General features: G+C 71.3%; 19 protein-coding genes. 11 read left to right on the top strand and 8 right to left on the bottom strand.

Features of this window, described 5'->3' with window-relative positions:
- Positions 1-112 precede the first annotated feature (112 nt).
- The gene (locus AB0C62_RS16015; RefSeq protein ID WP_362973472.1) at positions 113-1,060 is read right to left on the bottom strand and encodes a helix-turn-helix domain-containing protein; all 948 of its coding nucleotides are present in this window, start codon (positions 1,058-1,060) and stop codon (positions 113-115) included.
- A gap of 91 nt (positions 1,061-1,151) precedes the next feature.
- Between AB0C62_RS16015 and AB0C62_RS16010 the strand changes: the two genes are divergently transcribed.
- Both AB0C62_RS16010 and AB0C62_RS16005 read left to right on the top strand, forming a co-directional pair.
- A complete protein-coding gene (locus tag AB0C62_RS16010; protein WP_362973471.1) occupies positions 1,152-5,405 on the top strand; it encodes a S8 family serine peptidase in 4,254 nt (1,417 codons plus the stop codon).
- A gap of 326 nt (positions 5,406-5,731) precedes the next feature.
- A complete protein-coding gene (locus tag AB0C62_RS16005) occupies positions 5,732-7,303 on the top strand; it encodes an oleate hydratase (RefSeq protein ID WP_362973469.1) in 1,572 nt (523 codons plus the stop codon).
- Positions 7,304-7,377: 74 nt separating this feature from the next.
- Here the strand turns inward: AB0C62_RS16005 and AB0C62_RS16000 are convergent, their stop codons facing one another.
- A complete protein-coding gene (locus AB0C62_RS16000) occupies positions 7,378-8,367 on the bottom strand; it encodes a TIGR01777 family oxidoreductase (protein ID WP_362973467.1) in 990 nt (329 codons plus the stop codon).
- 205 nt (positions 8,368-8,572) lie between these two features.
- Between AB0C62_RS16000 and AB0C62_RS15995 the strand changes: the two genes are divergently transcribed.
- A complete protein-coding gene (locus tag AB0C62_RS15995; protein ID WP_362973465.1) occupies positions 8,573-8,866 on the top strand; it encodes a hypothetical protein in 294 nt (97 codons plus the stop codon).
- Positions 8,867-8,912: 46 nt separating this feature from the next.
- Here the strand turns inward: AB0C62_RS15995 and AB0C62_RS15990 are convergent, their stop codons facing one another.
- Positions 8,913-9,857, bottom strand: coding sequence for a hypothetical protein (locus AB0C62_RS15990; RefSeq protein ID WP_362973463.1), 945 nt, complete (start codon positions 9,855-9,857; stop codon positions 8,913-8,915).
- 150 nt (positions 9,858-10,007) lie between these two features.
- Positions 10,008-10,751 carry a methyltransferase domain-containing protein gene (locus tag AB0C62_RS15985; RefSeq protein WP_362973461.1) on the bottom strand — a complete coding sequence of 248 codons (744 nt, stop codon included), beginning with the start codon at positions 10,749-10,751 and terminating at the stop codon, positions 10,008-10,010.
- 313 nt (positions 10,752-11,064) lie between these two features.
- Between AB0C62_RS15985 and AB0C62_RS15980 the strand changes: the two genes are divergently transcribed.
- On the top strand, positions 11,065-11,688 hold the full coding sequence (locus AB0C62_RS15980; protein ID WP_362973459.1) for a histidine phosphatase family protein: 624 nt from the start codon (positions 11,065-11,067) through the stop codon (positions 11,686-11,688).
- Positions 11,689-11,738: 50 nt separating this feature from the next.
- Here the strand turns inward: AB0C62_RS15980 and AB0C62_RS15975 are convergent, their stop codons facing one another.
- The 3 genes from AB0C62_RS15975 to AB0C62_RS15965 all read right to left on the bottom strand — a co-directional run bounded on the left by AB0C62_RS15975 (position 11,739) and on the right by AB0C62_RS15965 (position 14,344).
- Entirely contained in the window at positions 11,739-12,368 is a 630-nt protein-coding gene (locus AB0C62_RS15975; RefSeq protein ID WP_362973457.1) for a hypothetical protein, read from the bottom strand.
- Between the two features lie 75 nt (positions 12,369-12,443).
- Positions 12,444-13,148, bottom strand: coding sequence for a sirohydrochlorin chelatase (locus AB0C62_RS15970; protein ID WP_362973455.1), 705 nt, complete (start codon positions 13,146-13,148; stop codon positions 12,444-12,446).
- Between the two features lie 56 nt (positions 13,149-13,204).
- Positions 13,205-14,344: a uroporphyrinogen-III synthase gene (locus AB0C62_RS15965; RefSeq protein ID WP_362973453.1), complete on the bottom strand. Its 1,140-nt coding sequence runs from the start codon at positions 14,342-14,344 to the stop codon at positions 13,205-13,207.
- Between the two features lie 191 nt (positions 14,345-14,535).
- On the opposite strand from AB0C62_RS15965, the gene AB0C62_RS15960 reads away from it, so the two are divergent.
- From AB0C62_RS15960 to AB0C62_RS15940, 5 genes are all read left to right on the top strand, one after another.
- Positions 14,536-16,653: a molybdopterin oxidoreductase family protein gene (locus tag AB0C62_RS15960; protein WP_362973451.1), complete on the top strand. Its 2,118-nt coding sequence runs from the start codon at positions 14,536-14,538 to the stop codon at positions 16,651-16,653.
- The gene (locus AB0C62_RS15955; RefSeq protein ID WP_362973449.1) at positions 16,650-17,891 is read left to right on the top strand and encodes an FAD-dependent oxidoreductase; all 1,242 of its coding nucleotides are present in this window, start codon (positions 16,650-16,652) and stop codon (positions 17,889-17,891) included. The genes AB0C62_RS15960 and AB0C62_RS15955 overlap by 4 nt, the downstream gene beginning before the upstream one ends.
- Complete coding sequence (nirB, locus tag AB0C62_RS15950; protein ID WP_362973447.1) at positions 17,888-20,494, top strand: nitrite reductase large subunit NirB; 2,607 nt, start codon at positions 17,888-17,890, stop codon at positions 20,492-20,494. The genes AB0C62_RS15955 and nirB overlap by 4 nt, the downstream gene beginning before the upstream one ends.
- A gap of 8 nt (positions 20,495-20,502) precedes the next feature.
- On the top strand, positions 20,503-20,883 hold the full coding sequence (gene nirD, locus AB0C62_RS15945) for a nitrite reductase small subunit NirD (protein ID WP_362973571.1): 381 nt from the start codon (positions 20,503-20,505) through the stop codon (positions 20,881-20,883).
- A gap of 98 nt (positions 20,884-20,981) precedes the next feature.
- Positions 20,982-22,400 (top strand): nitrate/nitrite transporter, encoded by a 1,419-nt coding sequence (locus AB0C62_RS15940; RefSeq protein ID WP_362973445.1) that lies wholly within the window; start codon positions 20,982-20,984, stop codon positions 22,398-22,400.
- 66 nt (positions 22,401-22,466) lie between these two features.
- On the opposite strand, the gene AB0C62_RS15935 is transcribed toward AB0C62_RS15940, so the two are convergent.
- On the bottom strand, positions 22,467-23,465 hold the full coding sequence (locus tag AB0C62_RS15935) for a helix-turn-helix domain-containing protein (protein WP_362973443.1): 999 nt from the start codon (positions 23,463-23,465) through the stop codon (positions 22,467-22,469).
- 158 nt (positions 23,466-23,623) lie between these two features.
- Between AB0C62_RS15935 and AB0C62_RS15930 the strand changes: the two genes are divergently transcribed.
- Both AB0C62_RS15930 and AB0C62_RS15925 read left to right on the top strand, forming a co-directional pair.
- Positions 23,624-24,208: an isochorismatase family protein gene (locus AB0C62_RS15930; protein WP_362973441.1), complete on the top strand. Its 585-nt coding sequence runs from the start codon at positions 23,624-23,626 to the stop codon at positions 24,206-24,208.
- Entirely contained in the window at positions 24,208-24,927 is a 720-nt protein-coding gene (locus AB0C62_RS15925) for a cysteine hydrolase family protein (RefSeq protein ID WP_362973439.1), read from the top strand. Before AB0C62_RS15930 ends, AB0C62_RS15925 begins: the two co-directional genes overlap by 1 nt.
- Positions 24,928-25,106: the final 179 nt, after the last annotated feature.

The raw sequence follows: 25,106 nt of genomic DNA, 5'->3' as shown, positions 1-25,106 counted from the left end.
TCCGACGGGGGTACGTCCGGGCCGGGGCACTTGGGGACAGGTGGCCCCGGTCCGGGCCTCACGCTGCGCTCCGGGTGTCCCTGACGTTCCGGGAACGCTCGGTCGGGTCAGGTCAGATCCAGCCCCGGCGCTGTGCGATCACGCCTGCCTGGAACCGATTGGCCGCGCCGAGGAGCTCGTGCAGGCGGCTCGTGCGGCGCCGCATGGTCCGTACGGACCAACCGAGTTGGCGGGCGATCGCCTCGTCCTTCATCCCGCTGACGAGCAACGACAGCATCAGCCGGTCGTCCGCGTCCAGCGGTCCCTCGGGCGGTGCGTCCAGCGGTTCGGCCGCCCGCCAGCACAACTCCCAGTGGTCGACGAGCGCGTCGAGCAGTGCCGACGGGCGGAGCACCGCGGCCCGGACGTCCGACAGATCGAGGGAGAGGGGCAGCAGTGCGATCCGGTCGTCGGCGATCGCCATCTTCACCCGCAGGCCGGGCAGTACACGCGCCTGTTCCCCATGGCTGATGAGGCGGCGGATGTCGTCCAGGACGCCGGGCCACTCCAAGGCTTCGGGCGCGTACACGGCGCGGTACGTGACGCCCTCCGCGAGGGCGGTCTCCTCCACCGGGTTCGCCGTCGTCAGCGCGTACGGCGGCCGGTCCAGCGTGCGGACCTGGTGCCGGGCCTCCTGTTGGAGGCGGACGAACCACCGGCCGAGCGCCTCACTGCCGTGCACGATCTCGACCTCGTCGCCACCGCCGTGCCGCCCCGCGGTGAACAGCCTTGACAACTCGGCGGCCGAGGACCGGACCCGGTCCAGCTCGGCGGCGCGGACACGGACCAGCGCGTCCACGGCGTGCTCGGGGTCGATCGCCGCGTACCGCCGGCGCGCACCGGACAGTCGGCCGACCAGTCCCAGATCGTGCAGCCGGGCCAGGGCGCGGCCCACGCGGTCCGTGGAGCACGCGAGTTCGTCGGCGAGCTGCCCGGGCGAGGCGGCCTGGCGGGTGAGGAGAGCGCGGTAGACGGCCTCGTCGAAGGGGTCGACACCGACGGCGGCGAGCTGATCGGTCATGCGGGGATCCTGGCCCATGTGTGCCAGCGGCAGCAATGGGCCGCGGGGAATCGTTGTGCGGAGTCCGGGTCTCCGGATACCAACTCCCCCTATGGGTCACCACATACGACACACAGGCCGCAGCGTCCGAAGACCTCTGCACGCCGCACTGACCGCCGCTGTACTCGGCGGCCTGCTGGGCGGGGCGCCCGTCGCCCAGGCGGCAGACGCGCCGGCACGCACCCGGGTCATCGTCGAACTCGACGGCGCGACCGCCCTGGAGGCGCCCCAGGGTGCTTCCCGCGACGCCCGGACCGCCGCCGTGCGGGCCGCGCGGGAGCGGATCGACGCCCGGCAGGAGACGGTGCTCGACGCGGCCAAGGACGCGGGGGCGGCCCCGAAGTCCGTACGCCACCTGGGACTTGCGCTCAACGCGGTCGCCATGACCGTCGACGAGGACAGTGTGACCCGGCTGCGCGGCCTGCCCGGAGTCAAGGCCGTGGTCCCCGACACCCGGATGAAGGTGCTGGCCACCGACGCCCACGAACTGGTGGGCGTCCCCGACGTCTGGAAGCGGCCCGCTCCCGGCGGCGGCAAGGTCACCGGCAAGGGCGTCACCGTCGCCGTGGTCGACTCCGGCGTCGACTACACCCACCCGGACCTGGGCGGCGGCCTGGGGGAGGGCCACAAGGTCGTCGGCGGCCACGACTTCGTCAACAACGACGACGACCCGATGGACGACAACGCCCACGGCACCCACGTCGCCGGCATCATCGCGGCGAAGCCCGCGGCACCGGGCGGGATCACCGGCGCGGCACCGGACGCCCGACTCCTCGCCTACAAGGTGATGGACGCCGGCGGGTACGGCGAGACCTCGGCGATCATCGCGGGCATCGAGGCGGCCATCGACCCGGCCAACCCGCACCGCGCCGACGTCATCAACCTCAGCATCGGCGGTCCCGGTGACGGCACCGATCCGCTCGGCCTCGCGGCGACCGCAGCCGTGGACGCGGGCGTCGTGGTCGTCGCCGCCGCGGGCAACGAAGGACCGGGCGCGTACACCGTCGGCAGCCCCGCCGCCGCGCGCGGCGTCCTCGCCGTCGGCGCCTCCACCAGCGGCATCGCCGTCCCCGAACTCCGCCTGGCAGGACAGCGGGAGACCCTGGAGACCTACCGCGGACTCGTCTCCGCGAACCCGCCGGACAAGCCGTCGACCGGCGCTCTCGTCGACATCGGCACCGGCACTCCCGAGGACTGGGAGCGCGCCGGCGACGTACGCGGAAAGGTCGTCCTGTACGCCTTCCCGCCCGCTCGGGGTGAAGACGAGTCCGTCTATCCCGAAGACCTCGCCGTGTACGGGGAGGCCGAGAAGCGCGGCGCCCTCGCCCTGATCGGCGGCGCCGCCGACGGAGGCGGTCCCGTCCTCGCCGGCGAACGATCCGCGCGGACCGCACCGACCGTACAGCCGGGCTACGGCGCTCCCGTACCGGCGGACAGCGGGCGCCGCCTGGCCGGATCGGACGGCGACCTGCGCATGGACCACCTCGTGGTCACGGGCGTCGACCGCATCCAGGGCCAGGAACTCACCGAACTCGCCGCAGGGGGAGCCAAGCTGACGCTCTCCGGCCGTGACTCCAGTGACGAGATCGCCGCGTTCTCCTCCCGCGGACCCGACCAGAACCTGGGACTCAAGCCCGACCTCGTCGCCCCCGGCGTGGAGATCCGCTCGACCGTGCCCAAGAGCATGGTCGAGTCCGGCGCCTGGCGGATGTCCGGTACGTCGATGGCCTCGCCGCTCGTCGCCGGATCCGCCGCCCTGCTGCGCCAGCTCCAGCCCGACCGCCCCGCCACCGAGATCGGCGCGGAGCTGACCGGAACGGCGCACCGCCTCAAGGGAGTCGACACGATCGCCCAGGGGGCGGGACGGCTCGACGTGGCCGCCGCGGCCGACGCCGTGCTCACCGCGTCACCGGCCACCGTCTCGCTCGGCCTCGCCGACATGGGTGGCTCACACGTCACCGCCACCCGCGCCGTCACCCTCCACAACCCCTCCCCGCACACCGTCAACGGCTCGGTGTCCGTCGACGGCGACGCGGCACGGGTGAGTCCGCGTCGGATCACCGTGCGTCCCGGTGGCACCGCCACCGTGAAGCTGACCGTCGACGCACCGCGACCGGACACCACCGTGCACTTCTCCGGGGCGATCGGCGTCACGGACCACGGCAAGGCGTTGCTGCGCGTGCCGTACCTCCTCGAAGCGGCTCCGTTGTACGTCGAGGCGACGCCCGACCCGTCGTCCGGTGCGAGTACGGCGTACGTCTACACGCCTACCGCCCTCACCGCGTCGCCGGTCCTGACCGTCGACCCGCCGAAGGGACCGACGTACACGAGGACGACGCGTCCGACGGGCGACCCGCACTACTTCGCCGCCGACCTCACCGGCTCCACCTCCGGCACCTACCGGCTCACCGCACGGGCGACCGCAGCGGGAGGCCAACGGCAGTACGGCGCAGGGGGGTTCGAGGTCACCCCGGAGGACGCACAGGGACTGAAGTGGCAGCCGGTCGGGCCCAACAGCGCCGACGGCAGAGTCACCCTCGCCCCCGGCGCGCCGCACCAGGCGGTCATGACCCAGTACGGCAAGCCGGGCGCCTGGCTCACCACCGACTCCGGAAAGACATGGACCGAACGTGGTCGCACCCCGTTCATGGGCGCCGCCAGCAACGAACCGTCGATGGTCGTCGACGCCCACGACCCCGACCGCTGGTGGTCGGCGATGAGCGCCGTGTCCTGGTCGGTGGGCGCCGGAGGCATCCTGCGCACCGATGACCGAGGTCGCACCTGGGAGCGGCTGAACGCCCCCGACGACACCTACCGTGACCTCGTCTCCGACGCCGACACCCGGGTCCTGGTGGCCCGTTCGGACACCGGCCTGCTCATCAGCCGCGACAGCGGGGACAGTTGGCGGAGCGAGGACCTCGGGCTGCCGACGGACGTCCTCAGGATCGCCATGGGCGGCGACGACCTGTACGCGTGGGTCGGGCGCGAGGTCTGGGTGGTGCGCGGCATGTCCGGGGACGGCCCGAAGAAGGCGGAACGCGTCTACGCCGTGGCCTCCGACCGCTCCCAGGTCATCGCGGGCTTCGCCGCCGACGGGCCGCTCGTGGCCGTCCAGGTGCTGGGCAGGAACGGCGGTCTGATCGTCAGCCCCGACGGCGGCCGGAACTGGCGTACCGCCCAGAGCGACGGCGGCGGCCTGGTCACCGTCACCCGCGGCGAGGTCCTCCGCGACGGATCCGACGGCACCACCCGCGTCAGCAAGGACGCGGGAGTCACCTGGCAGGAGATCGGCAAGCCCAACCCGGCCACCGTCGTCTACGACTACGACCGCTGGGCCGACGGCACCTACACCGTCAGTGCCGCCTCGGCAGGCGTCTACCGTGGTACGGAAGGGAGTTCGGGGCAGCACCGGATCGGTGTGCAGGGCGAGAGCGTGCCCGCTCTGGCCGTGGCGGGCAAGGAACTGCTCGCGGGAACCACCGTGGGCATGTACCGCACGGCACTGCCCGTGACCTCACCCGAGTGGGGCGCCGGCGAGCACGAGGGCACGACCGGCACGCAGGTCTCGGCGATCCGGACGTACGCCCGCGACAGCAGCATCGTGTGGCGGACGTTCGAGAGCCTCACCGGGCTCGCCGTGCAGAAGAGCACGGACGGCGGTCGCAGCTGGGAGGACAGGGGCCTGCTCGACGGCAACGCGCTCGCGCTCCTGGTCGACCCGCGCGACCCCGACCGGGTCGCCGTCTCCTACACCCGGATCGACGGACCCGGCGTGTACACCACGACCGACGGCGGAGGTCACTGGAAGAGCCTGCGCAAGGACGACCAGTTCCGCGCCCTGACAGCCGATCCGCGCAGGAACGGGCGGATCTGGCTCGGCGGGTACGGTGGCCTGTACTACTCGGACGACTTCGGCAAGACCCTCACGAAGGCGGCCGACGGCGAGGTCTCGGCCCTCGGCAGCGACGGCTCGCGGCTGATCGTCGGCGGCACCACCCTGCGTTGGTCGTCCGACGGCGGCCGCACCTTCCACACCGCCGACCACGGAGGCCTGCGGATCCAGGTGTCGGGCATCGTCGAAGCCGGCGGCGACCTGTACGCGGGCACCACGGGCCGCTGGGTTCCCGGTGAAGTCCCGTACGGAGCACGGGGAGTACTGCGGTCGACCGACGGCGGCCGTACCTGGCGCAACGTCTCCGGGACCCTGCAGAACCTCGACGTCCTGTCCATGGCGGCGGCCTCGGACGGACGGAGCCTGTACGTCGGAACCGCACTGGGAGGTGTGCACCGGCTGAACCTCAAGTGAGTCAGGGAAGGGGGCCTCCGCGAGGGGAGAGGCCCCCTTCCTTCATGCCCATGCGTTCATGAACCGGCCGGATGGGCTCCGCGAGGTCGCCCGAACAGCGGTGTCGGCCGTCTCGGCCGTGGTGCTCGCACCCACGGTGGTGCGAACCTCCGAGGCGAGTCCAGGGAGTGGCCCGCACCACCCGTTCGCCCGTCTCCCGATGCTGTTCCCCATGAGCCCGTGCCAGCATCGGCCGTACGGACACGGCGACGAAACCCCTCCCGTCGCCCCCAGCAGTGCTCTCCCGCCTCCCCCGAGGGCGGACCCACCGGAAATGAGTGATGGCTGTGGCGAAGGCTTACCTGGTGGGCAGCGGCATCGCGTCGCTGTCGGCCGCCGCGTTCCTGATCCGCGAGGCGGGCTTCTCCGGCGAGGACATCGTCATTCTGGAGGAGCAGGACCGCGAGGGCGGCAGCCTGGACGCGGCCGGTTCACCCGAGACCGGGTACACCATGCGGGGCGGGCGGATGTTCGAGGTGCACTTCGAGTGCACCTACGACCTGCTCTCCTCCGTCCCCTCCCTGGACGACCCGTCGAAGTCGGTCACGGAGGACACCTTCGCCTTCCACGAGGACTTCGCCTGGAACGATCACGCCCGGCTCGTCGACTCCGCGGGCAAGGTGATCGACGCGCACGCGATGACGTTCTCCGAACGCGACCGCCTGGAACTCGTCAGGTGTGTGGCGACCCCCGAGCACAAGCTGGACGGAAAGCGCATCGCGGACCTGTTCCACCCGGACTTCTTCTCCACCAACTTCTGGGCGATGTGGTGCACCACCTTCGCCTTCGAACCCTGGCACAGCGCGATCGAGTTCCGCCGCTACCTCAACCGCTTCGTGCACCTCTTCAAGACCTTCGACTCCATGTCCGGGATCTACCGCACGAGGTTCAACCAGTTCGACTCGATCGTCCGACCGCTCCACGCGTGGCTCACGGACCAGGGCGTCACCCTTCAACTCGGCACCCGAGTGACCGACTTGGGGCTCGCGAACGGCGACCGGCTGACCGTCGAGTCGATCATCGTGGAGCGGGCCGGAAAGAGCGAGGAGATCACCCTGGAAAGCGGCGACCTCGTCATGGTCACCAACGGGTCGATGACCGCGAACTCCACCCTGGGCTCGACCGACGCCGTCCCCGCCCTGGACGTCGACACGCCCAGTGGAGCATGGCAGTTGTGGGAGACCCTGGCGGCCAAGAGGGCCGGGCTCGGCGACCCGCGGGTCTTCGACTCCACTCCGAAGGACTCCACCTGGGAGTCCTTCACCGTCACCACCAAGGATCCCTCCTTCTTCCAGCTGATGGAGAAGTTCAGCGGCAGCGAGGCCGGCAAGGGAGGCCTGATCACCTTCAAGGACTCCAGCTGGCTCCTCACCATCGTCCTGAACCACCAGCCGCACTTCCGTGAGCAGCCCGAGGACACCTTCGTGTGGTGGGGCTACGCCCTCTTCCCGGACAAGGAAGGGGACTTCGTCAAGAAGAGGATGCGGGACTGCACCGGCCGCGAGATCCTCGACGAGGTTCTGCAGCACCTGCCGTTCGAGCAGGAGCAGCGTGCCGCCATCCGCGACGCCTCGATCGTGATCCCCGCCCTGATGCCGTACATCACCAGCCAGTTCCTGGTCCGCAAGAGCGGCGACCGCCCCCCGGTCGTTCCGGAGAACTCCACGAACCTCGCCTTCATCGGCCAGTACGCGGAGGTCCCCGACGACGTCGTCTTCACCGTCGAGTACTCCGTCCGCACCGCCTGGACGGCCGTCGCCCAGCTCCTGAACCTCGACAGGCAGCCCCCGTCCGTCTTCAAGGGCGCACACGATCCCAAGGTCCTCGTCGAGGCACTCCAGACGCTCCACCGACGCTGACAGCCAGTGCCCTCCGGGGCCCGCACGGCGCGAAGTCCACGGTGTGCGGGCCCGGTCCCCGTTCCTGCCCCGCGCTACGCCGCGTGGCTGCCGCGCGTATCAGGGTCGCGCCGGGATGCCGTACGGGCCGGTCGGGCACGCCGTGCGAGCGAGGTGGCGGCCGACTCCCACTCGGGGTAGGAGAAGGTGAACCCGGCCGCGCGCAGCCGGCCCGGCACCACCCGACGGCTCTTGAAGAGCAGCTCCGTGTCCGAGCGCAGCGCGAACGCCCCCAGCTCGGCCATCCAGCGCGTCGCGGGCAGTCCCACCGGGACGCCCCAGGCCGCGCGCAACGTCCGCATGAAGTCACGGTGCGGAAGGGGGCCGGGGGAGGAGAGGTTCACCGGCCCCTCCAGGTCGTCCCGGGCGATGAGGAACTCCACCGCCCGCACGAAGTCCTCGTCGTGGATCCAGGAGACGTACTGCGCACCGCCGGCCACCGGCCCGCCCAGCCCGAGCCGGGTCAGCCGCGACAGCACGTCGAACACGCCTCCCCGGTCCGGGCTCATGACCATCGCCGAGCGCAGCGCCACCTTGCGGGTCGCGGGAGTCGGCGCATCGGCCTGCGCCCGCTCCCAGTTCCGCGCGATCTCGACGCTGTAGGCCCAGTAGTCCGGCACTCCTGGCTCCGTACCGCCGATCACCCCGGTCGCCTCGTCGTGCGCCGCGTCGAAACGGTGGGCGTAGACCGTCGCCGTACTCATCTGCAGCCAGACGCGCGGTGGCCGTGCGGCGGCGGCGATCGCCTCGCCGACGACCCGTGCCGAGTCCACCCGGGAATCCATCATCGCTCGCAGGTTCTCGGGGGTGTAACGGCAGGAGACGCTGCGTCCGGCCAGGTTGACGACGGCGTCGCAGCCGTCGATCACCGCGGCCCAGGGACCGAGGGTGACCCCGTCCCAGCCGAGGTCGTGAGCCCGCCGGGGGTGCCGGGTCAGCACCGTGACCTCGTGGCCCGCCGCCGTCAGCGCACGGTCGAGTATCGCGCCCACCTGTCCGGTTCCTCCGGGCAGCACTACCTTCATCGAACCCCCTCGGCTTCGTACCGCTTCAGCGTAACCCTTCTTTTTGAACGTGTTCAACATGGGCCGAGGTGTCGGTCGTATCTCGTGAGGGCGGCCGTCTGTTCCTCCGTCGTCGGCGGCGCCGGAGGCGGCGTCCGCGCCGGGCGTCCGCTCCTTTGTCTCAACTCCGTGGTGATGATCCGCGATTCGGGGTACACGCCTCGCCATGGCACCGAAGACCGAACGCGTCATGTTCCTGCGGGCCGTGCGACAGCTGCACCGCGTCCGCACCTTCTACGTGATGGGCATCCTGATGTGGAGCGCATCCACCGTCTGGACGGCCTGGCAGTCACCCGGCACCCGGCAGATGTGGGTCTCCGCCCTGCTCCTGGCTGTCTTCACCGGACTTCTCCTGACGGCGACGCTCTCGCTGCGCCGCCTTGAGCCCCCGAGGACGGGCGAGCCCGTCCACCACGCGGCCACGCGCAAGGCGACCGGGCCGCGCAAGGCACACGCCTGAGCCTCGTCGAGCGGGTGGATACGGCGGCCATGAAGGGACGCGGCGGTTACGAGTCGGTCCAGCGGGTCGGGTGACCGGAGGTGTCCGTGGTGAGCCACGATCCGTCTCCGAGAGGCCGGATGTCGTACGGGTTGTCCGTGCGGGCGTCGAACTCGCCGCGGATCCGGCCCGAGTGGACATCGACGGTGTAGTGGCGGAACCACTCCTGCTCGTCCTCCGTCTCGCCCAGGAGAGCGACGACGACGGTGTCCGGGCTGAGATAGCCGCCGCTCCACTCCACGTAGATCTCGTCCGGATCGTGCCCGAAGGCATCCACCGACAGGGCGAACGTCACCTGGCCGTCCGGATAGGTGTGGAGGGCGACATCGGTCTGGTCGTGGGCGACCGTCATGAAGTGGCTTCCGTCGGGCGACAGGCCGACGAGGCACCGGTCGTCCCAGGGGTGGCGGTCGAGATCCATGCGCCCCTCGACCAGCGACGCCCTGTAGATCACCGACCCGTCCTGGCCCTCACCCACGTCGAGCAGCACGTGATCGTCCGCCGGATGCGGGAACTGCTCGCCACCGTGTCCGACCGTCCGCAGATCCGCCCGCGCGACGACGGCCCCCGTTCCGGCGTGAAGGGCGGCCCACTGGTCCGGTCGGTCGCGGCCGGCCATGGCATCGGGGCGGTAGACCCAGACCGTCGATCCGTCCGGTGACAGCACGCAACCCGGCCGGTGCCCCATCCGGTGGGTCGAACGCGGCTCGAACTCCGACCGCCAGATCTCGACCCCGTCCGCTGTCACGCAGACGGCTGCGTCGAGGGTGGTGTAGTAGGCGCGTCGGAGGTCGGAGGAAACGCCGCACTCGACGACATCGTCCCCGGGAGCGGGTCGGCAGACCAGGGTGGGTGACAGCACGCCGAGGTCACCGGCGTCCAGATCGTAGGCACAGATGTCTCCGTCCACGACCCGGGTGACGAGTTTGCGGGGGTGAGTGGGGTGAGCCATGGTCCGGAGGCTAACTCGCGCGTCCGTCCGCAAGGAACGGCCGCCGGGAGAAGCCCGTTCAAGGCCCGGACCATGGCGGTACGCGTGCCCGTGCCCACGTCCATGGCGTGGGCGGCCAAGTGGCTTGCCGGACCGGTTCTTTGAGGCGGATCAGCAGTCCGTCACCAGCAGGCGATATCCGACGTCGACGGTGTCGAGCGTGAGCAGGTCGGCGTGGCGCTCGTGCCAACGGCCGGTCGTCAGGTCGTCGGTGAGCGCCGCCAGGCCGGGAGCGAGGGCCCCTTCCCCGGTCTGGGCGAACAGGGAGATTCCGGCCCGCACCTGCGGGTCGAGGTAGGCGTGCGGGCGGCGCCAGTACGCCGCGCCGAAGCCGTCCGTGCAGTCGTGGGGGACGGGGACGGCTTCCTCGCGCGCCCCGCCGAGCAACGCGGCCAGCCGGTCGGTCGGAACGGCGCGGGTGTCGTCGAAGGCGGCCGCCTGCGGGAGGTAGTCGCGGACGAGCCAGAACTGCTCGCGGAAGGCATGCTGGTCCCAGGTCAGGATGACGATACGGCGGCGCGCGATCCGGCGGAGTTCGGCGATCCCCGCCGCCACGTCGCTCCAGTGGTGGACGGTGAGCAGGGCCATGACGGTGTCGGCGGCGCCGTCGCGCAGCGGGAGAGCCTCGGCCACCGCGCACACGGCGGGTGCGGCCCCGGGCGGCCGCTGGGCGAGCATGATCTGGCTCGGCTCGACGGCGAGAACGGTCTGTGCGGGCTCGTACGAACCGGTGCCGGCCCCTACGTTGATCACATCCGGGGCGTTCCCGAGCGCGGCGTGAATCTGTGCGGCGATCCGCGGATCCGGCTGTCGGGTCCGGCCGTACGTCGCGCCGAGCGTGTCATAGATGGCCATGCCCTTCAGTATTCGGCATGGCACCCGTGCGGTGACCCGGCAGGAACGGTGAGCTGCCTCCAACGTGGACCCCGCGTCGGATAGTTGTGGATGCGGCAGCGGTCGTTCGGGATTCGGAACGGTGCTGCCGAGCGCCGCCAGTCCGGACCGACCGGTCACGCGGCTGCACGGGCAGGGGTGCGAGCGGGTCCTGACGCCGTGCACATTCTCCTCTTCGGTCAGGGCACGTCCTTTGGTCGGCCGATGGAACCGGCAAGGACCGTGGCAGCGTCCGTAGGTGCACAAGATCGACAGTGGACGCGGAGGAGTTGTGATGACCGGTACAGCCACCCGAAACCTCTATCTCGTCCGCCACGGGGAGGCGTTGCCGGACGAGAGCGGGCTGACGGAAGGTGGCCGGCAGCAGGCCACGCTGCTCGGCCAACGTCTCCGGGACATCCCCTTCGCGGCTGTTCACCACGGCCCGCTGCCCCGGGCCGAACAGACCGCACGCCTGATCGCCGGCCAGCTCAAGAACGTTCCGCTGGAGGCATCGGAAGTCGCCGGTGACTACATCCCTCACATGCCGACGAGGGGTGAACTCCCCGAGGAGTCAGCAGACTTCTACCTCCGCTTTCTCGCCGACGCGACGGACGAGGAGCAGGAGCGCGGGCCCGTGCTGGCCCGCCAGGCACTGGATCTGTTCACCGGGCCGCTGGACGCCGCAGAGGACCGGCATGAACTGGTCGTCACCCACAACTTCCTGATCGCCTGGCTCGTCCGGGACGCCGTGCGGGCACCGAAGTGGCGCTGGCTGGGCCTCAACTACTGCAACGCCGCCCTCACGGTCATCCGCTACGTACCGGGCCGGGCACCGTATCTCCTCGTCACCAACGACATGCGCCACCTGCCGGCCGAGCTGCGCTGGACGGGGTTTCCGCCCGAGGTGCACGTCTGAACGAGGTTGCTGGGCGGACGAACGGGGCCCCGACGCTTCGATGACTCCGCCTACGCCGCGAGCCACGGATGGCCCGGGTGCACGCTCTGCAGCAAGTCGCTGAGGCGATCTCGCCGCGTGCGGCTCAGGAGGGGAAGCACTGTCTCGAAGTCCCTCCGATCCTTGGGGCGCGTCGCCTTTGCTTTGAAGAGGAGAGCCAACTCCGGTATCAGGTACGGGATACCGTCTGCCGTGTGCTCGATGATCTCGGCGTACGGCAGCCGTACCCTCGCGTCCCGGCGACAGATCCAGATGTCGCCCGCGTGCGGCTCGCGGAAGACGTCGAGCAGGAAGCGTCCGTTCGACGGATCGCGTAGCCAGGTCTGGTGCGTGGCGGCCAGTGCCCCAGGTTCAGCGCCCGGCCAGACACGTCCCCCACCGACCGCGTCGAACACGAACTCGGGGAAGCGGGCGCGGATTTCGGGGAATCCGGCAGACGGTACGGCGATCTCCAGATCGTCGTGCGGACGGGACTGCTCCCCGCGGAACAGGTCCAGCGCCCATCCTGCCGCGACGCACCAAGGAGTGCTGACGCCACTCAGCCGCTCGGCGACCTGTTCCGGTCGCCACGCGTCCGTCCAGCGCGCTTCGACTTCGTCTTCGTCAAGGACATGGCCACCAGGCGGAAGGGGTTGAGGCATCGGCCCACATTACTGCCGCGTCCGCGCCGGTCCCGTCGGGTCGGGGTCTCCGCGTGGAGGACCGTGACGGGCGGCCTACCAGGGTGGTGGCGAAGGCGGCGAGGTGGATGGTGTGTGCTCCAGGGCCTCGTCGTATCGCAGCGCGACGAGGCGGGCGAGTGATGTGTGGGTGCCGAGGGGTGCGGAGGTGAGGCTGCCGCCGGCGTGGGCGGCGCGGCGGGCGAAGAAGCCGGGGCTCATCAGGTACGGGGCGACAGCGATACGGGAGTGGCCCTCGGAGCGGAGGGCGGCGACGGCTTCGGCGGGGGTGGGGCCCGCCGCGCAGAGGTAGGCGGGGACGACGTCGTGGAGCGGCGGATGCCGCAGGCGCAGCAGCATGGCCATGGCTGCCGCGTCCGCGTTGGCGTCGGGGTCGGTGGACCCGGCCGCCGCGAGGACGACGGGCCCGTCTCCGGCGCGCCATCCGGCATCGGCGAGGCGGTCGGTGAGGGCGTCGGCCAGCAACGGATGAGGGCCGAGCGCGGCGGCCACGCGGGCGCGCAGGTGGGGCGCCGAGGCGAGCGCCTCGGGGATGTCTACGCGGACGTGATAGCCCGCGCCGAGCAGCAGCGGCACGAGGACGACGTCGCCTTGAAGGCGGGCGAGTGCTTCCGGCAGGGACGGGGTGACCAGGTCGAGGAAGCATCGTTCCACGCGCAGGTCGGGCCGTAGGGCGCGTACCTGGTCGACGAGTGCCTCGGTGACCGCGACGCCCTCGGCGTCCCGGGTGCCGTGGGCCACGGCGAGGAGTGTCGGCCGGAATGGGCGGTCGAGGTTCGTCGAGGGGGCGGCCATGGTCACCCCGCCGCCAGCCGGTAGCCGCGCTTGGGCACGGTCCTGACCAGGTCGCTGTGCGGGCCGAGCGAGGCGCGGAGCCGCGCGATGGCCGCCTCCACGGCGTGCTCGTCCGCGGCGGAGTCGGCCCAGGCGCGGCGCAGCAGTTCGGCGCGGCTGAGCACCCAGCCCGGACGCTCCGCAAGTGCGCGCAGCAGCGTCGCGCCCTTGGGGGAGAGCCAGTAGCTCTCCCCGTCGACCAGAAGCGCGCTGCCCTGCAGTACCAACGTCCGTCCGGCGACGCCCAGTTCCTGGCGCCCGCGGGTGGGCAGGGTCTCGGTGAGCGTGCGTACGAGAGCGCCGAGGCGCCCGCGTTCCGGCCAGACGACCGGCAGCCCGGCGTCAAGCAGCGGCCGTGCGCAGACCGGGCCCACACAGACCGGCAGCACATCGTGGGACATGGCCTCCAGGACGCGTTCGTGCAGGCCGTCGGCGGACGCCGTCTGTAGGAAGGCGGTGATCGCCGGCGCGCTGGTGAAGGCCAGGGCGTGCACCTCGCGGCGAACCGTCGACTCGACGAGACGCCGGACCGGGGCGGGGTCCTCGGGGGGCGCCCAGCGGTACACGGGGACCGTGACGACCTCGGCGCCCCGCTCCCGCAGCGCCGCACTGAAGGCGGTCAGTGGCAGACCGTGTTCCTGCACCGCGATCCGGCGGCCCGCCAGTGGCTGGGCCAGCAGCCAGGTCAGCAGCTCGTCCGTCGCCTCGCTCGCGGGGGAGTAGGACTCGCCGAGCCCGCTGGCGCGGACGGCCCCGGTCGCCTTGGGCCCCCGCGTCAGGACGACGGCGTCCCGGCAGACCGCCGACAGCTCGGCGCCCCGCCCCCAGCCGTCGGCCGCGCTCATCCAGCCGCGCCAGCCGACGCCGGTGGTCGCGACGACATAGTCCAGTGGCGCCGTGATACAGCGCTCGGTGGCCCGGCGCAGAGCGATGTCGTCCTCCAGCGGAAGGATGCGCAGGGCCGGAGCCTCCACCACGCGCGCACCGCGCCGGGTCAGCAGCGCCACGAGCTCGTCACGACGGCGCGCGGCGGTCACACCGACGGTGAACCCGGTCAGCGGACCGGCCTGCTCGGCCGGGGTGGAAGTGTCGTTGGTGCCCATGGACGCAGACTCCGGGCACGCGGTTTCCGTCAGGTTGCCTGGCCATCACGCCCGGGTTAGGCAAATGCTTCGTGGTGTTACGGCACATGTCCTCCGCCGCACCCCGTCCGGCCTGCGGCGTGAGCGACGTGTACCGCGGGCGCAACACGGACGACCAGGCGGCGTAACGCGCCGTGGCCACTGTCTTCGGCATGGAGACCACCACCGACACCCACTGTCCGTACTGCTCACTGCAGTGCGGAATGCGTCTCGCGACGGCCGGCGGTGTCGGGACGACGGTCGTCGAACGACCCGAGTTCCCGGTCAACCGGGGCGCGTTGTGCGGCAAGGGGCAGTCTGCCGCCGCCCTGCTCGACAGGGCGAGCCGGCTGACCACGCCACTGGTACGCGAACGCGGAGCGCTGCGGGCGGCGAGCTGGGACGAGGCGCTGGACCGGGTCGCGGGAGGCTTCTCGGCGATCCGCTCCGAGCACGGCGCCGACGCCGTCGGAGTCTTCGGGGGTGGCGGGCTGACCAACGAGAAGGCCTACCAGCTGGGCAAGTTCGCCCGCGTCGCGCTCGGCACCGCCAACATCGACTACAACGGGCGCTTCTGCATGTCGTCGGCCGCGGCGGCGAACCGTATCGCATTCGGCCTGGACCGTGGACTGCCCTTCCCGCTGGAGGACATCCCGCGCACCGACTGCCTGATCCTCGTCGGCGGCAACCCGGCGGACACGATGCCGCCCGCCCTGCGCTACTTCCGCGAACTGCGCGAGAACGGCGGCATGTTGATCGTCGTCGATCCTCGGCGCACCCGGACCGCCGAACTGGCCGACCTTCATCTGCAACCCCTGCCCGGCAGCGACCTGGCGCTCGCCCTCGGCCTGCTGCACCTGCTGATCGCCGACGGACTGGTCGACCACGAGTTCGTCGACACCCGCACCACCGGATTCGGGCCGGCGCGTGCCGCCGCGATGGCCCACTGGCCCGAGCGCGTCGAACGGCTCACGGGCATAGCGGCGAGCCACCTCCGATTGGTGGCACACCGTTTCGGTCGGGCCGCGACCGGCATGGTGCTGACCGCGCGCGGTCCTGAGCAGCAGAGCAAGGGCACCGACACCGTCGGCGCCTGGATCAACGTGTGCCTCGCGTCCGGCAAGGCGGGCCGGCCGTACTCCGGCTACGGCTGCCTGACCGGCCAGGGCAACGGGCAGGGCGGGCGGGAACACGGCCAGAAGGCGGACCAGCTCCCCGGCTACCGCTCGATCGAGGACCCGGCCGCTCGCGAACACGTCGCCCGTGTCTGGGGTGTGGACCCGCAGACTCTGCCGCGCACCGGCCGCTCCGCCTACGAACTTCTGGACAGCCTCGGTGACCCGGGACCGGACGGCGTGCGCGGGCTGCTGCTCATGGGCTCCAACCCGGTCGTCTCCGCCCCGAACGCGGCTCATGTGACGGAGCGGCTGCGGTCGTTGGACCTGCTGGTGGTCAGCGACCTCGTCCTCTCCGAGACCGCGCAGCTCGCCGACGTCGTGCTGCCCAGCGCCCAGTGGGCCGAGGAGACCGGCACGATGACCAACCTGGAAGGCCGGGTGATCCTGCGGCAACGAGCGGTCGACGCGCCCGAGGGCGTACGCGGAGACCTTTGGCTGATGCGCGAACTCGCCGAACGTCTCGGGGTCAAGCGGGGGTTCGACGACGACCCCGAGACGGTCTTCGAGGAACTGCGGCGCGCCTCGGCGGGCGGTCAGGCGGACTACGCGGGTATCAGCTACGACCGGATCCGCGCCGAGGACGGGGTCTTCTGGCCGTGCCCGGCCGAGGACCACCCCGGCACGCCCCGGCTCTTCCTGGACACCTTCGCGACGCCGGACGGCCGCGCCCGGTTCGCCCCGGTCACCCACCGCCCGGCGGCAGAGGAACCCGACGCCGCGTACCCGCTCTACCTCACGACCGGGCGGGTGCTGTCGCAGTACCAGAGCGGGGCTCAGACCCGCCGCGTCGGCGCGCTCAACGCCTCCGCGCCGGGACCGTTCGTGGAGCTGCATCCCCTGCTGGCGAGACAACTGGCGGTCACGGAAGGCGATGCGCTCGCGGTGACCTCCCGACGCGGCCGGGCCGTCGCACCGGCCCGGATCACCGACACGATCCGCCCCGACACCGTGTTCATGCCGTTCCACTGGCCGGGCGCGGGACGGGCCAACACGCTCACCAACCCGGCGCTGGACCCGACCTCGAAGATGCCCGAGTTCAAGCTGTGCGCGGTGCGGGTCGAAGCGGCGGTCGCCGTCGCGACGGCGAAGCCGGACGAGGAGCGGCACGCATGAGCGCCACCCGTCACATCGCGGTCGTCGGAGCCGGCATGGCGGCCGCCCGCTTCGCCGAGCGCCACCGCGCCCTCGGCGGCACCGCCCGGATCACCCTCCACGGGGCCGAGCCCCGCCCGCCCTACAACCGCGTACTCCTCGCCGACGTGTTGACCGGACGCTACGCGGCGGAAGCGGTGGCGCTGCCGGTCGGCGCCGCCGAACTGCGCGTCGGCAGCGAGGCCGTGGCCGTGGACCTCGCGGCGCGCACCCTGACGTCGGCCGACGGCCGCAGCGAGACCTGGGACGAACTGGTCCTCGCGACCGGCGCCAATCCGGTCCTCCCACCGATGCGCGGACTGCGCCGACCCGACGGCACGGGACTGCGCGACGGTGTGCACAGCCTGCGTACCCTCGCCGACTGCGCGCGGCTGAGCGAGGACGTCGGCAGGGCGCGCCGCGCCGTCGTCATCGGCGGCGGTGTCCTCGGCGTCAGCGTCGCGAGGGCACTGGGCGCTCTCGGCCTCACCGTCGAGATCGTGCACCAGGGACCCCATCTGATCGAGCGTCAACTCGACGCCGAGGCGTCGGCCGCGCTGCGCGAGGGATTGCGCCGGATGGGTGTCGAGGTCTACCCGAACAACCGGGCCCGCGCGGTGGTCGGCCGGCACGGCACCGGGGACAGCGCCGTCGAGCTGGCCAACGGCTACCGCCTCAGCACCGATCTGGTCGTCCTCGCCTGCGGTGTCCGCCCCCGTACCGCGCTCGCACACGCCGCCGGTCTCACCGTCGACACCGGAATCGTCGTCGACGACACGCTGGCCACGTCCGCAGCCCACGTCCACGCCATCGGCGACTGCACCCAGCACCGCGGCATCGTGCACGGGCTGTCCGGCCCGGCCTGGGAACAGGCCGACGTCCTCGCGGCACGCCTCTCCGGCACGGACCCCGACGCGCTCTACCAGGGTTCGCGCCCCCTCGCCCGGCTCAGCGCGGGACCTCTGGAGTACGCGGCCTTCGGCGAAGCGCACCTCGACGCCGAAGACCAGGCCGCGGACCCCGAGCTGAGCGTGCTGCGCCTGTCCGACGCGACGCGCGGCAGCTACAAGAAGCTCGTGCTGCGCGGTGAGCGTCTCGTCGGCGCGATCCTGCTCGGCGACCTGGCCACCGTGGGTGAGCTGGCCCGCGCGTACGAGCGTGACGCGTCGATTCCCGACCGACCCCTGCACCTGCTCACCTCATACGGAGCCTCGCCATGACACACCGACCGACGTCCGGCCCGTCGTCCCGCCCGCTCAAGGATCTCGTCCTCGTCGGCCACGGCATGGTCGGCCAGCGCTTCCTGGAGGCGCTGACCGAGCAGCCCGGAGGGGCCGACTGGCGGATCACCGTCCTCGCCGAGGAACCGCGCCCCGCCTACGACCGGGTGCATCTGACCTCGTGGTTCTCCGGTACGGACGCCGACGCGCTGTCGCTCACGCCACCTGGCTTCCTGACCGATCACGGGATCGACCTGCGCCTGGCCGAACCGGCGGCCGCCGTCGACCGCGCCGCGCAGACCGTCACCACCGCGTCCGGTCAGGTGCTGCACTACGACGCGCTGGTGCTGGCCACCGGGTCCTACCCGTTCGTGCCGCCCGTACCGGGCCACGACGCGGCCGGCTGCCACGTCTACCGCACCATCGAGGACCTGGAGGCGATCCGCGACGACGCGGAGCAGGCGGGCAGAGGTGTGGTGGTCGGCGGCGGACTGCTCGGCCTGGAGGCCGCCGGCGCCCTCACCGCGCTCGGCCTGGAGACCCACGTCGTCGAGTTCGCGCCCCGCCTCATGGCCCTCCAGGTCGACGAGGGCGGCGGTCAGCTGTTGCGCCGCAAGATCGAGGAGCTGGGCGTCACCGTCCACACCGGAGCGGGCACCGAGGCCATCGTCCTCGGCGAGGACGGCCGCGTGCTGGGCATGGGACTCTCCGACGGCCGGGAACTCCCCGCCGACCTGGTCGTCTTCTCGGCCGGTGTGCGACCGCGGGACCAACTGGCCAGCGAGAGCGGCCTGCCCGTCGGCGAACGCGGCGGCATCGTCGTCGACGAACGCTGCCGCACCACGGACCCGCACGTCTACGCCATCGGGGAGTGCGCGCTGGCCGCGGACGGCCGGGTCTACGGCCTGGTCGCCCCCGGATACGCGATGGCCGAGACCGCGGCCCGTTCACTCGCCGGCGAACACCGCGACCAGGACGCGTTCACCGGCGCCGACACCTCGACCAAACTCAAGCTCCTCGGGGTCGACGTCGCCAGCTTCGGCGACGCGCACGGCGCGACCGAGGGAGCACTCGACGTCCTGTACAGCGACAGCCGGAGCGGCGTCTACAAGAAGCTCGTCATCGGCCGCGAGGGTCAGCTCCTCGGCGGCGTCCTGGTGGGCGACACCGAGTCCTACGGACTGCTGCGCCCCCTGGCGATCGGCGGCGAACCCCTGCGAACCGCTCCCGAACAGCTGGTTCTCCCCGCCGGCCTCGGCCCCGCGGGACCGGTCACGCTTCCCGAGCAGGCCGTCGTCTGCTCCTGCCACAACGTGAGCAAGGGACAGATCCGCGCCGCCGTCCACGACGAGGGATGCGCCACCGTCCCGGAGGTCAAGAAGTGCACGAAGGCGGGCACCGGCTGCGGCAGTTGCGTGAAACTCCTCGGCACCATCGTGACGGAGGAACTGCAGGCGAGCGGTGTCACCGTCGACAAGGGGCTGTGCGAACACTTCGCGCACACCCGGACCGAGCTCTACGAGATCGTCCGGGTCGCCGGCATCACCTCGTTCACCGACCTGGTCGACCGGCACGGCAGCGGCGAGGGATGCGACGTCTGCAAGCCGGTCGTCGCCTCCATCCTGGCCACCCTCGACAACGGCCACATCCTCGACGGCGAACAGGCCGCGCTCCAGGACACCAACGACCACTTCCTCGCCAACCTGCAACGCAACGGCTCCTACTCCGTCGTGCCACGCATCCCCGGCGGTGAGATCACCCCGCACGGCCTGATCACGATCGGTGAGATCGCCCGCGACTTCGGCCTCTACACGAAGATCACCGGCGGCCAGCGCATCGACCTGTTCGGCGCCGGCGTCGACCAACTGCCCGCCATCTGGCGCCGGCTCGTGGACGCGGGATTCGAGTCCGGCCACGCCTACGGCAAGTCCCTGCGCACGGTGAAGTCCTGCGTGGGCGAGACCTGGTGCCGGTACGGAGTCCAGGACTCGGTGGGCCTCGCGATCGAGCTGGAACTGCGCTACCGCGGCCTGCGCTCACCCCACAAGCTCAAGTCCGCCGTCTCGGGATGCGCTCGCGAGTGCGCGGAGGCGCAGGGCAAGGACTTCGGCATCATCGCCACCTCCACCGGCTGGAACCTCTACATCGGCGGGAACGGCGGCATGACGCCGCGACACGCCGATCTGCTCGCCGCCGACCTGGACCGCGACACGCTGATCCGCAGCATCGACCGGTTCCTGATGTTCTACATCCGCACCGCCGACCGGCTGGAGCGGACCTCCGTCTGGCTGGACCGGATCGAAGGCGGCCTGGACCACGTGCGGGCCGTCGTCATGGACGACTCACTGGGTCTGTGCGCCGAACTGGACGCCCTGATGGAGCGCCACGTCGACCACTACCAGGACGAGTGGGCGGCGGTGCTCGCCGACCCCGAACGCCTGCGCCGCTTCGTGTCCTTCGTCAACGCCCCCGGCACCCCCGACCCCGCCGTGACCTTCGTGCCGGAGCGCGGCCAGATACGCCCGGCCCGGCCCGACGAGCACGGAACCATCCTCTCCCCGGCTTTGGTGGCCGGCCCCCGACTGGCGGTGCGTACCGCGTGAGCAGGTATGTGGAGATCCACGACGGCACGCGCTGGACGCGGGCCTGCCCCTACGACGACCTCATCCCCGGACGGGGGGTCGCGGTCCTCGGCGCCCGCGGCGAACAGGTGGCGGTCTTCCGCGACCGGGCAGGATCGCTGTACGCGGTCGACAACCGTGACCCGTTCAGCGACGCCCACGTGATGTCACGCGGGATCCTCGGCAGCCGCGGTGACGTCCCGACGGTCGCGTCGCCGATGTACAAGCAGGTCTTCGACCTCCGTGACGGGCGCTGCCTGGACGAGCACACCGCCCCGGACGGCACCCCGGCCGTGCTGCGGGTCTGGCCCGTGCGCGACAGCGCGGACACGACCTCACAGCCGGCCGGAGCGGGCGTGCACGGGCCGTAGCACGGCCGATCTGCGGGGAGGCGGACCACGTAACCCGCCCCTCCTAGCGTCGTCGCGACGGACCGAACCCCACCTCACGAAACAGCGGGTGACAGCTGATGACCAGTGTGGTCGACACAGAAGGCACGGCCGAGGAGGCCGCCGGGCGCACGAGCGCTCCCGACGGCCCGAGCGCCTCCGGGAGCGCGGACCGTCCGGGCGCCATCACCGACTGGCGCCCGGAGGACCGGGCGTTCTGGGAGCGGACCGGCGCCCGGGTCGCACGCCGCAACCTGGTCTTCTCCGTCCTGTCCGAACACATCGGCTTCTCGGTGTGGAGCCTGTGGTCGGTCCTGGTGCTGTTCCTCGGACCGGAGTACCACATCGACCCGGCGGGCAAGTTCACCCTCACCGCGGTGCCGACGGCGCTCGGCGCCGCGTTGCGCCTGCCGTACACGTTCGCGGTGGCGCGGTTCGGTGGCCGCAACTGGACCGTTCTCAGTGCCCTGTTGCTGCTCGTGCCGACCGTCCTGGCCGGAATCGTGCTCCGACCCGGCGTCTCCTACGGCACCTTGCTGGCCGTCGCCTGCGTGGCCGGCGTCGGCGGCGGCAACTTCGCCTCCTCGATGGCGAACATCAACGCCTTCTACCCGCAGCGCCTCAAGGGCTGGGCCCTCGGCGTCAACGCCGGCGGCGGCAACCTCGGCGTTCCGGTCGTGCAACTCGTCGGCCTCCTGGTGCTGGCCACTGCAGGCGCGGCCCACCCCCGGCTCGTACCGCTGGTCTACCTGCCCCTGATCGTGCTGGCGGCACTGGGCGCGGCCCTGCGGATGGACAACCTGACGTCGCTGAAGAACGACAGGCGAGCCCTGCGCGAAGTGGCCACGGAACCGCACAGCTGGGTCATGTCCGCGCTGTACGTGGGCACCTTCGGCTCCTTCATCGGCTTCGGCTTCGCCTTCGGGCAGGTCCTCCAGGTGCAGTTCCACGACCAGTTCGACACCCCGGTCAAGGCTGCCTACCTGACGTTCCTCGGCCCCCTCCTGGGGTCGCTGGTGCGGCCGTTCGGCGGGCGGATGGCGGACCGCTGGTCCGGCGCCACCGTCACGCTCTGGACCTTCGCCGCCATGGCCGCGGGCACGGGTGTCGTCCTCGTGGCCTCCCACCAGAAGTCACTGCCGCTGTTCCTGACCGGCTTCGTGGCGCTCTTCGTGCTGAGCGGCATCGGCAACGGCTCGACCTACAAGATGATCCCGGCGATCTTCCAGGCCAAGGCACGCATCGCGGTCGCGGCCGGAGCCGACCCGGAGACCGTCGAACGGGACGCGCGACGCCGGGCGTCGGCGCTGATCGGACTGGCCGGTGCCGTCGGCGCGTTCGGTGGGGTCCTGGTGAACATCGCCTTCCGGCAGGCCTTCCTGGCCGGCGCGAGCGGCGACGCGGCCTACTGGGCCTTCCTGGCCGCGTACGCGGTCTGCTTCACCCTGACCTGGGCGGTCTATCTCAGGCCGCGAGAGGGCCGGATGGCCGGCATCTGACGGCGAGGGAGGCGGGTCACCCGGCGCGAGGCCGCGCCGGAGCCCGCCCTCTCCGCTCGCCCATGCCTACCGGGTCTGCGGCACGCGGAACCGGCGACGGTATTCGGTGGGCGTCGTGTTCAGCCGGCGTCGGAACGCTCGCACCAGTGTGTCGGTCGTGCCGAACCCGCAGACGGACGCGATGCGTTCGAGGGTGGCGTCGGAGGACTCGAGTTCGTGGCGCGCCTTCTCGACCCGTACGGACTCGATGTACGCGTGCGGGGTCATGCCCAGCTCCGTCTTGAAGAGCCGCGTCAGGTGCCGGTCGCTGACGTGCGCGTAGGCCGCGAGGTCCACGACGGTCAGCGGTTCGGCGATGGTGCGCAGGATGTGATGGCGGAGGTCCTCGATCCGCCGTGTCGTGGAGAGTTGCTCCAGGGGGACACTGAACTGGCTCTGTCCCGAAGGTCGTATCAGGTACATCACCAGCTGCCGCGCGACGCGCAGCGCGACGTCCTCGCCGAGGTCGTCGGCGATCAGGGCCAGCGACAGATCGAGGCAGGCGCTGATCCCGGCCCCCGTCCAGACATCACCCTGGCGGATGAAGATGGGATCGGCGTCGACCTCCACGGCCGGGTGGTCCGCGGCCAGTTGGGGCGCGGTCGACCAGTGCGTGGTGGCCCGCTTGCCGTCGAGGAGTCCCGCCGCGGCGAGAAGGTGGGCGCCGACGCAGACCGACGTCACTCGGTGGGTCCGGCCCGCCAGGGTCTTCACCCAGCCGACCAGCTCGGGGTCGACGATGGCACGGACGCGGCGCTCGCTGTCGACCTCCACCGACCCGGGCACGATGAGCGTGTCGATGCTCTTCGCGGCGGCCTCGTCGAAGGTGAGGTCCGGCAGGATGCGGACCCCGGCGGACGTGGTGACGGGATCCATGCTCGCGGCTGCCAGAACGACGTGATACCCGCTCGCGGCCTCGGTCTCGCGCCGGGCCAGGGAGAAGACCTCCGGCGGTCCGGTCACGTCGAGCAGGTCGACGCCCTCGAAGAGCACGATGACGATGAGGCGTCGGGCGAGGTCCGGCACAAGTCCCCCTGAACGGTTCTCGGCATGCCCCGCGGCATGTCCGTATCTGCATGTTAGACGTCATTGTGGACACGTCTCGGGGGCCATAGCGTTCCGGATGCAGCCCGACGCATCGCTGGGGCTGCCTCATCCACCGGAACACCGAAGGCGGTACCCCCATGTCCAGAACGACGCTGCGCGAGCTCAACGGCTTCGACGACACCCCGGCGAAGCTGGCCGACTCGACCCTGATCCTGATCGACTTCCAGAACACCTACACCCAGGGCGTGATGGAGCTCGACGGATGGGAGGCCTCGCTCGACGCCGCCGCTCACCTTCTCGCACGGGCGCGCCAGGAGGGCGCCAGGATCGTGCACGTCGTCAACGACGGTGGCGAGGGAACCCCGTACGACATCCGTGCGGAGATCGGTCAGATCCACCCCCGCGTCGCACCGGCCGAGGGCGAGGCCGTGGTCGTCAAGCAGGTCCCGAACGCCTTCGTCGACACGGACCTCGGGGCGCACATCCCTCAGGGGCAGGACGTCGTCATCGCGGGCTGGATGACGCACATGTGCGTGGCGTTCACCGCGCAGGGCGCGTTCCTGCGCGGCAACCGTCCCACGGTCGTCGCCGACGCCACCGCCACCCGATCCCTGCCCGTGACCGGCGCCGATCTCGACGCCTGCCAGGTGCACTACAGCGCTCTCGCCACCATCGCCGACCTGTACGGCGTCGTCGTTCCCTCCCACAAGGAGCTCATCTGATGAAGGTGCTGCGGACAGCCGCCGCCCTGACCGTCGCCACCGTCCTCGCGGCCACCACCGCGGCATGCGGGGGAAGCTCCGAGGCCGCGTCGCGCACCGACGACAAGCCGTCGCCCGTCGCGGACCGGAACGTCGCGAAGGACACGACGACACTGCGGCAGCTCAACAAGTTGGACGAGACTCCGGCGACGCTGTCCGACGCCACACTGATCCTGGTCGACTACCAGAACACGTACACCCAGGGGGTGATGGAACTCGACGGGTGGAAAGCGGCCGTGAACAACGCCGAGGCGCTGCTGCAGCGCGCGCGGAGGGCGGGCACACCGGTCATCCACATCGTCGACAAGGGCTACGACCTTAAGTCGAAGGCCGGCCAGATCATTCCGGCGCTCAAGCCGGCGAAGGGCGAGCCCGTCGTCGAGAAGACCGTCCCGAACGGCTTCCACCGCACGAACCTCGCCGCCGAGGTGAAGAAGGCCGGGCGCAAGAACGTCATCATCGCGGGATTCATGACGAACATGTGCACCCTGTTCACCACCCAGGGTGCCTTTCTCAACGGCAACAACCCCACCGTGGTGGCCGACGCCTCCGCGACCCGGGCACTGCCCCTGAACGGCGATCCGAACGGGATTCCCGCCCGACAGGTCCACGAGTCCGCGCTCGCCACGGTCCAGGACCTCTACGGAGTCGTGGTCCCCGCCCAGAGCTCCCTCAAGTAGCCCTGCGGCCGGTAGGGGCGGGGGAGGAGCCCAGGCTCTCCCGCCCCACCCTGTGCGACATCCCGAACTCCCCGAACTTCACTGACCAAGTCCCCCCACGCGGCCCCGTACACGTCAGGCCCCACGCCGATGACCCCGCCAACCATTGGAATTCCCCCCATGCGGACGCTCCCCCCACC

The sequence above is a fragment of the Streptomyces sp. NPDC048643 genome (genome assembly GCF_040650615.1).
Lineage (GTDB): Bacteria > Actinomycetota > Actinomycetes > Streptomycetales > Streptomycetaceae > Streptomyces.
Note: the sequence above shows the minus strand (reverse complement) of the source record. Positions and strands in the feature narration are given on the sequence as shown.

Excerpts from the sequence above, each read along its gene's own strand:
- nirB (WP_362973447.1), top strand. The coding sequence starts at position 17,888 with ATGACACACCGACCGACGTCCGGCCCGTCGTCCCGCCCGCTCAAGGAT.
- AB0C62_RS15985 (WP_362973461.1), bottom strand. The coding sequence starts at position 10,751 with ATGGCCATCTATGACACGCTCGGCGCGACGTACGGCCGGACCCGACAG.
- AB0C62_RS15925 (WP_362973439.1), top strand. The coding sequence starts at position 24,208 with ATGAAGGTGCTGCGGACAGCCGCCGCCCTGACCGTCGCCACCGTCCTC.
- AB0C62_RS16010 (WP_362973471.1), top strand. The coding sequence starts at position 1,152 with ATGGGTCACCACATACGACACACAGGCCGCAGCGTCCGAAGACCTCTG.
- AB0C62_RS15995 (WP_362973465.1), top strand. The coding sequence starts at position 8,573 with ATGGCACCGAAGACCGAACGCGTCATGTTCCTGCGGGCCGTGCGACAG.
- AB0C62_RS15940 (WP_362973445.1), top strand. The coding sequence starts at position 20,982 with ATGACCAGTGTGGTCGACACAGAAGGCACGGCCGAGGAGGCCGCCGGG.
- AB0C62_RS15975 (WP_362973457.1), bottom strand. The coding sequence starts at position 12,368 with ATGCCTCAACCCCTTCCGCCTGGTGGCCATGTCCTTGACGAAGACGAA.
- AB0C62_RS15955 (WP_362973449.1), top strand. The coding sequence starts at position 16,650 with ATGAGCGCCACCCGTCACATCGCGGTCGTCGGAGCCGGCATGGCGGCC.
- AB0C62_RS15990 (WP_362973463.1), bottom strand. The coding sequence starts at position 9,857 with ATGGCTCACCCCACTCACCCCCGCAAACTCGTCACCCGGGTCGTGGAC.
- AB0C62_RS15960 (WP_362973451.1), top strand. The coding sequence starts at position 14,536 with ATGGAGACCACCACCGACACCCACTGTCCGTACTGCTCACTGCAGTGC.
- AB0C62_RS15930 (WP_362973441.1), top strand. The coding sequence starts at position 23,624 with ATGTCCAGAACGACGCTGCGCGAGCTCAACGGCTTCGACGACACCCCG.
- AB0C62_RS16015 (WP_362973472.1), bottom strand. The coding sequence starts at position 1,060 with ATGACCGATCAGCTCGCCGCCGTCGGTGTCGACCCCTTCGACGAGGCC.
- AB0C62_RS16000 (WP_362973467.1), bottom strand. The coding sequence starts at position 8,367 with ATGAAGGTAGTGCTGCCCGGAGGAACCGGACAGGTGGGCGCGATACTC.
- AB0C62_RS15980 (WP_362973459.1), top strand. The coding sequence starts at position 11,065 with ATGACCGGTACAGCCACCCGAAACCTCTATCTCGTCCGCCACGGGGAG.
- AB0C62_RS15965 (WP_362973453.1), bottom strand. The coding sequence starts at position 14,344 with ATGGGCACCAACGACACTTCCACCCCGGCCGAGCAGGCCGGTCCGCTG.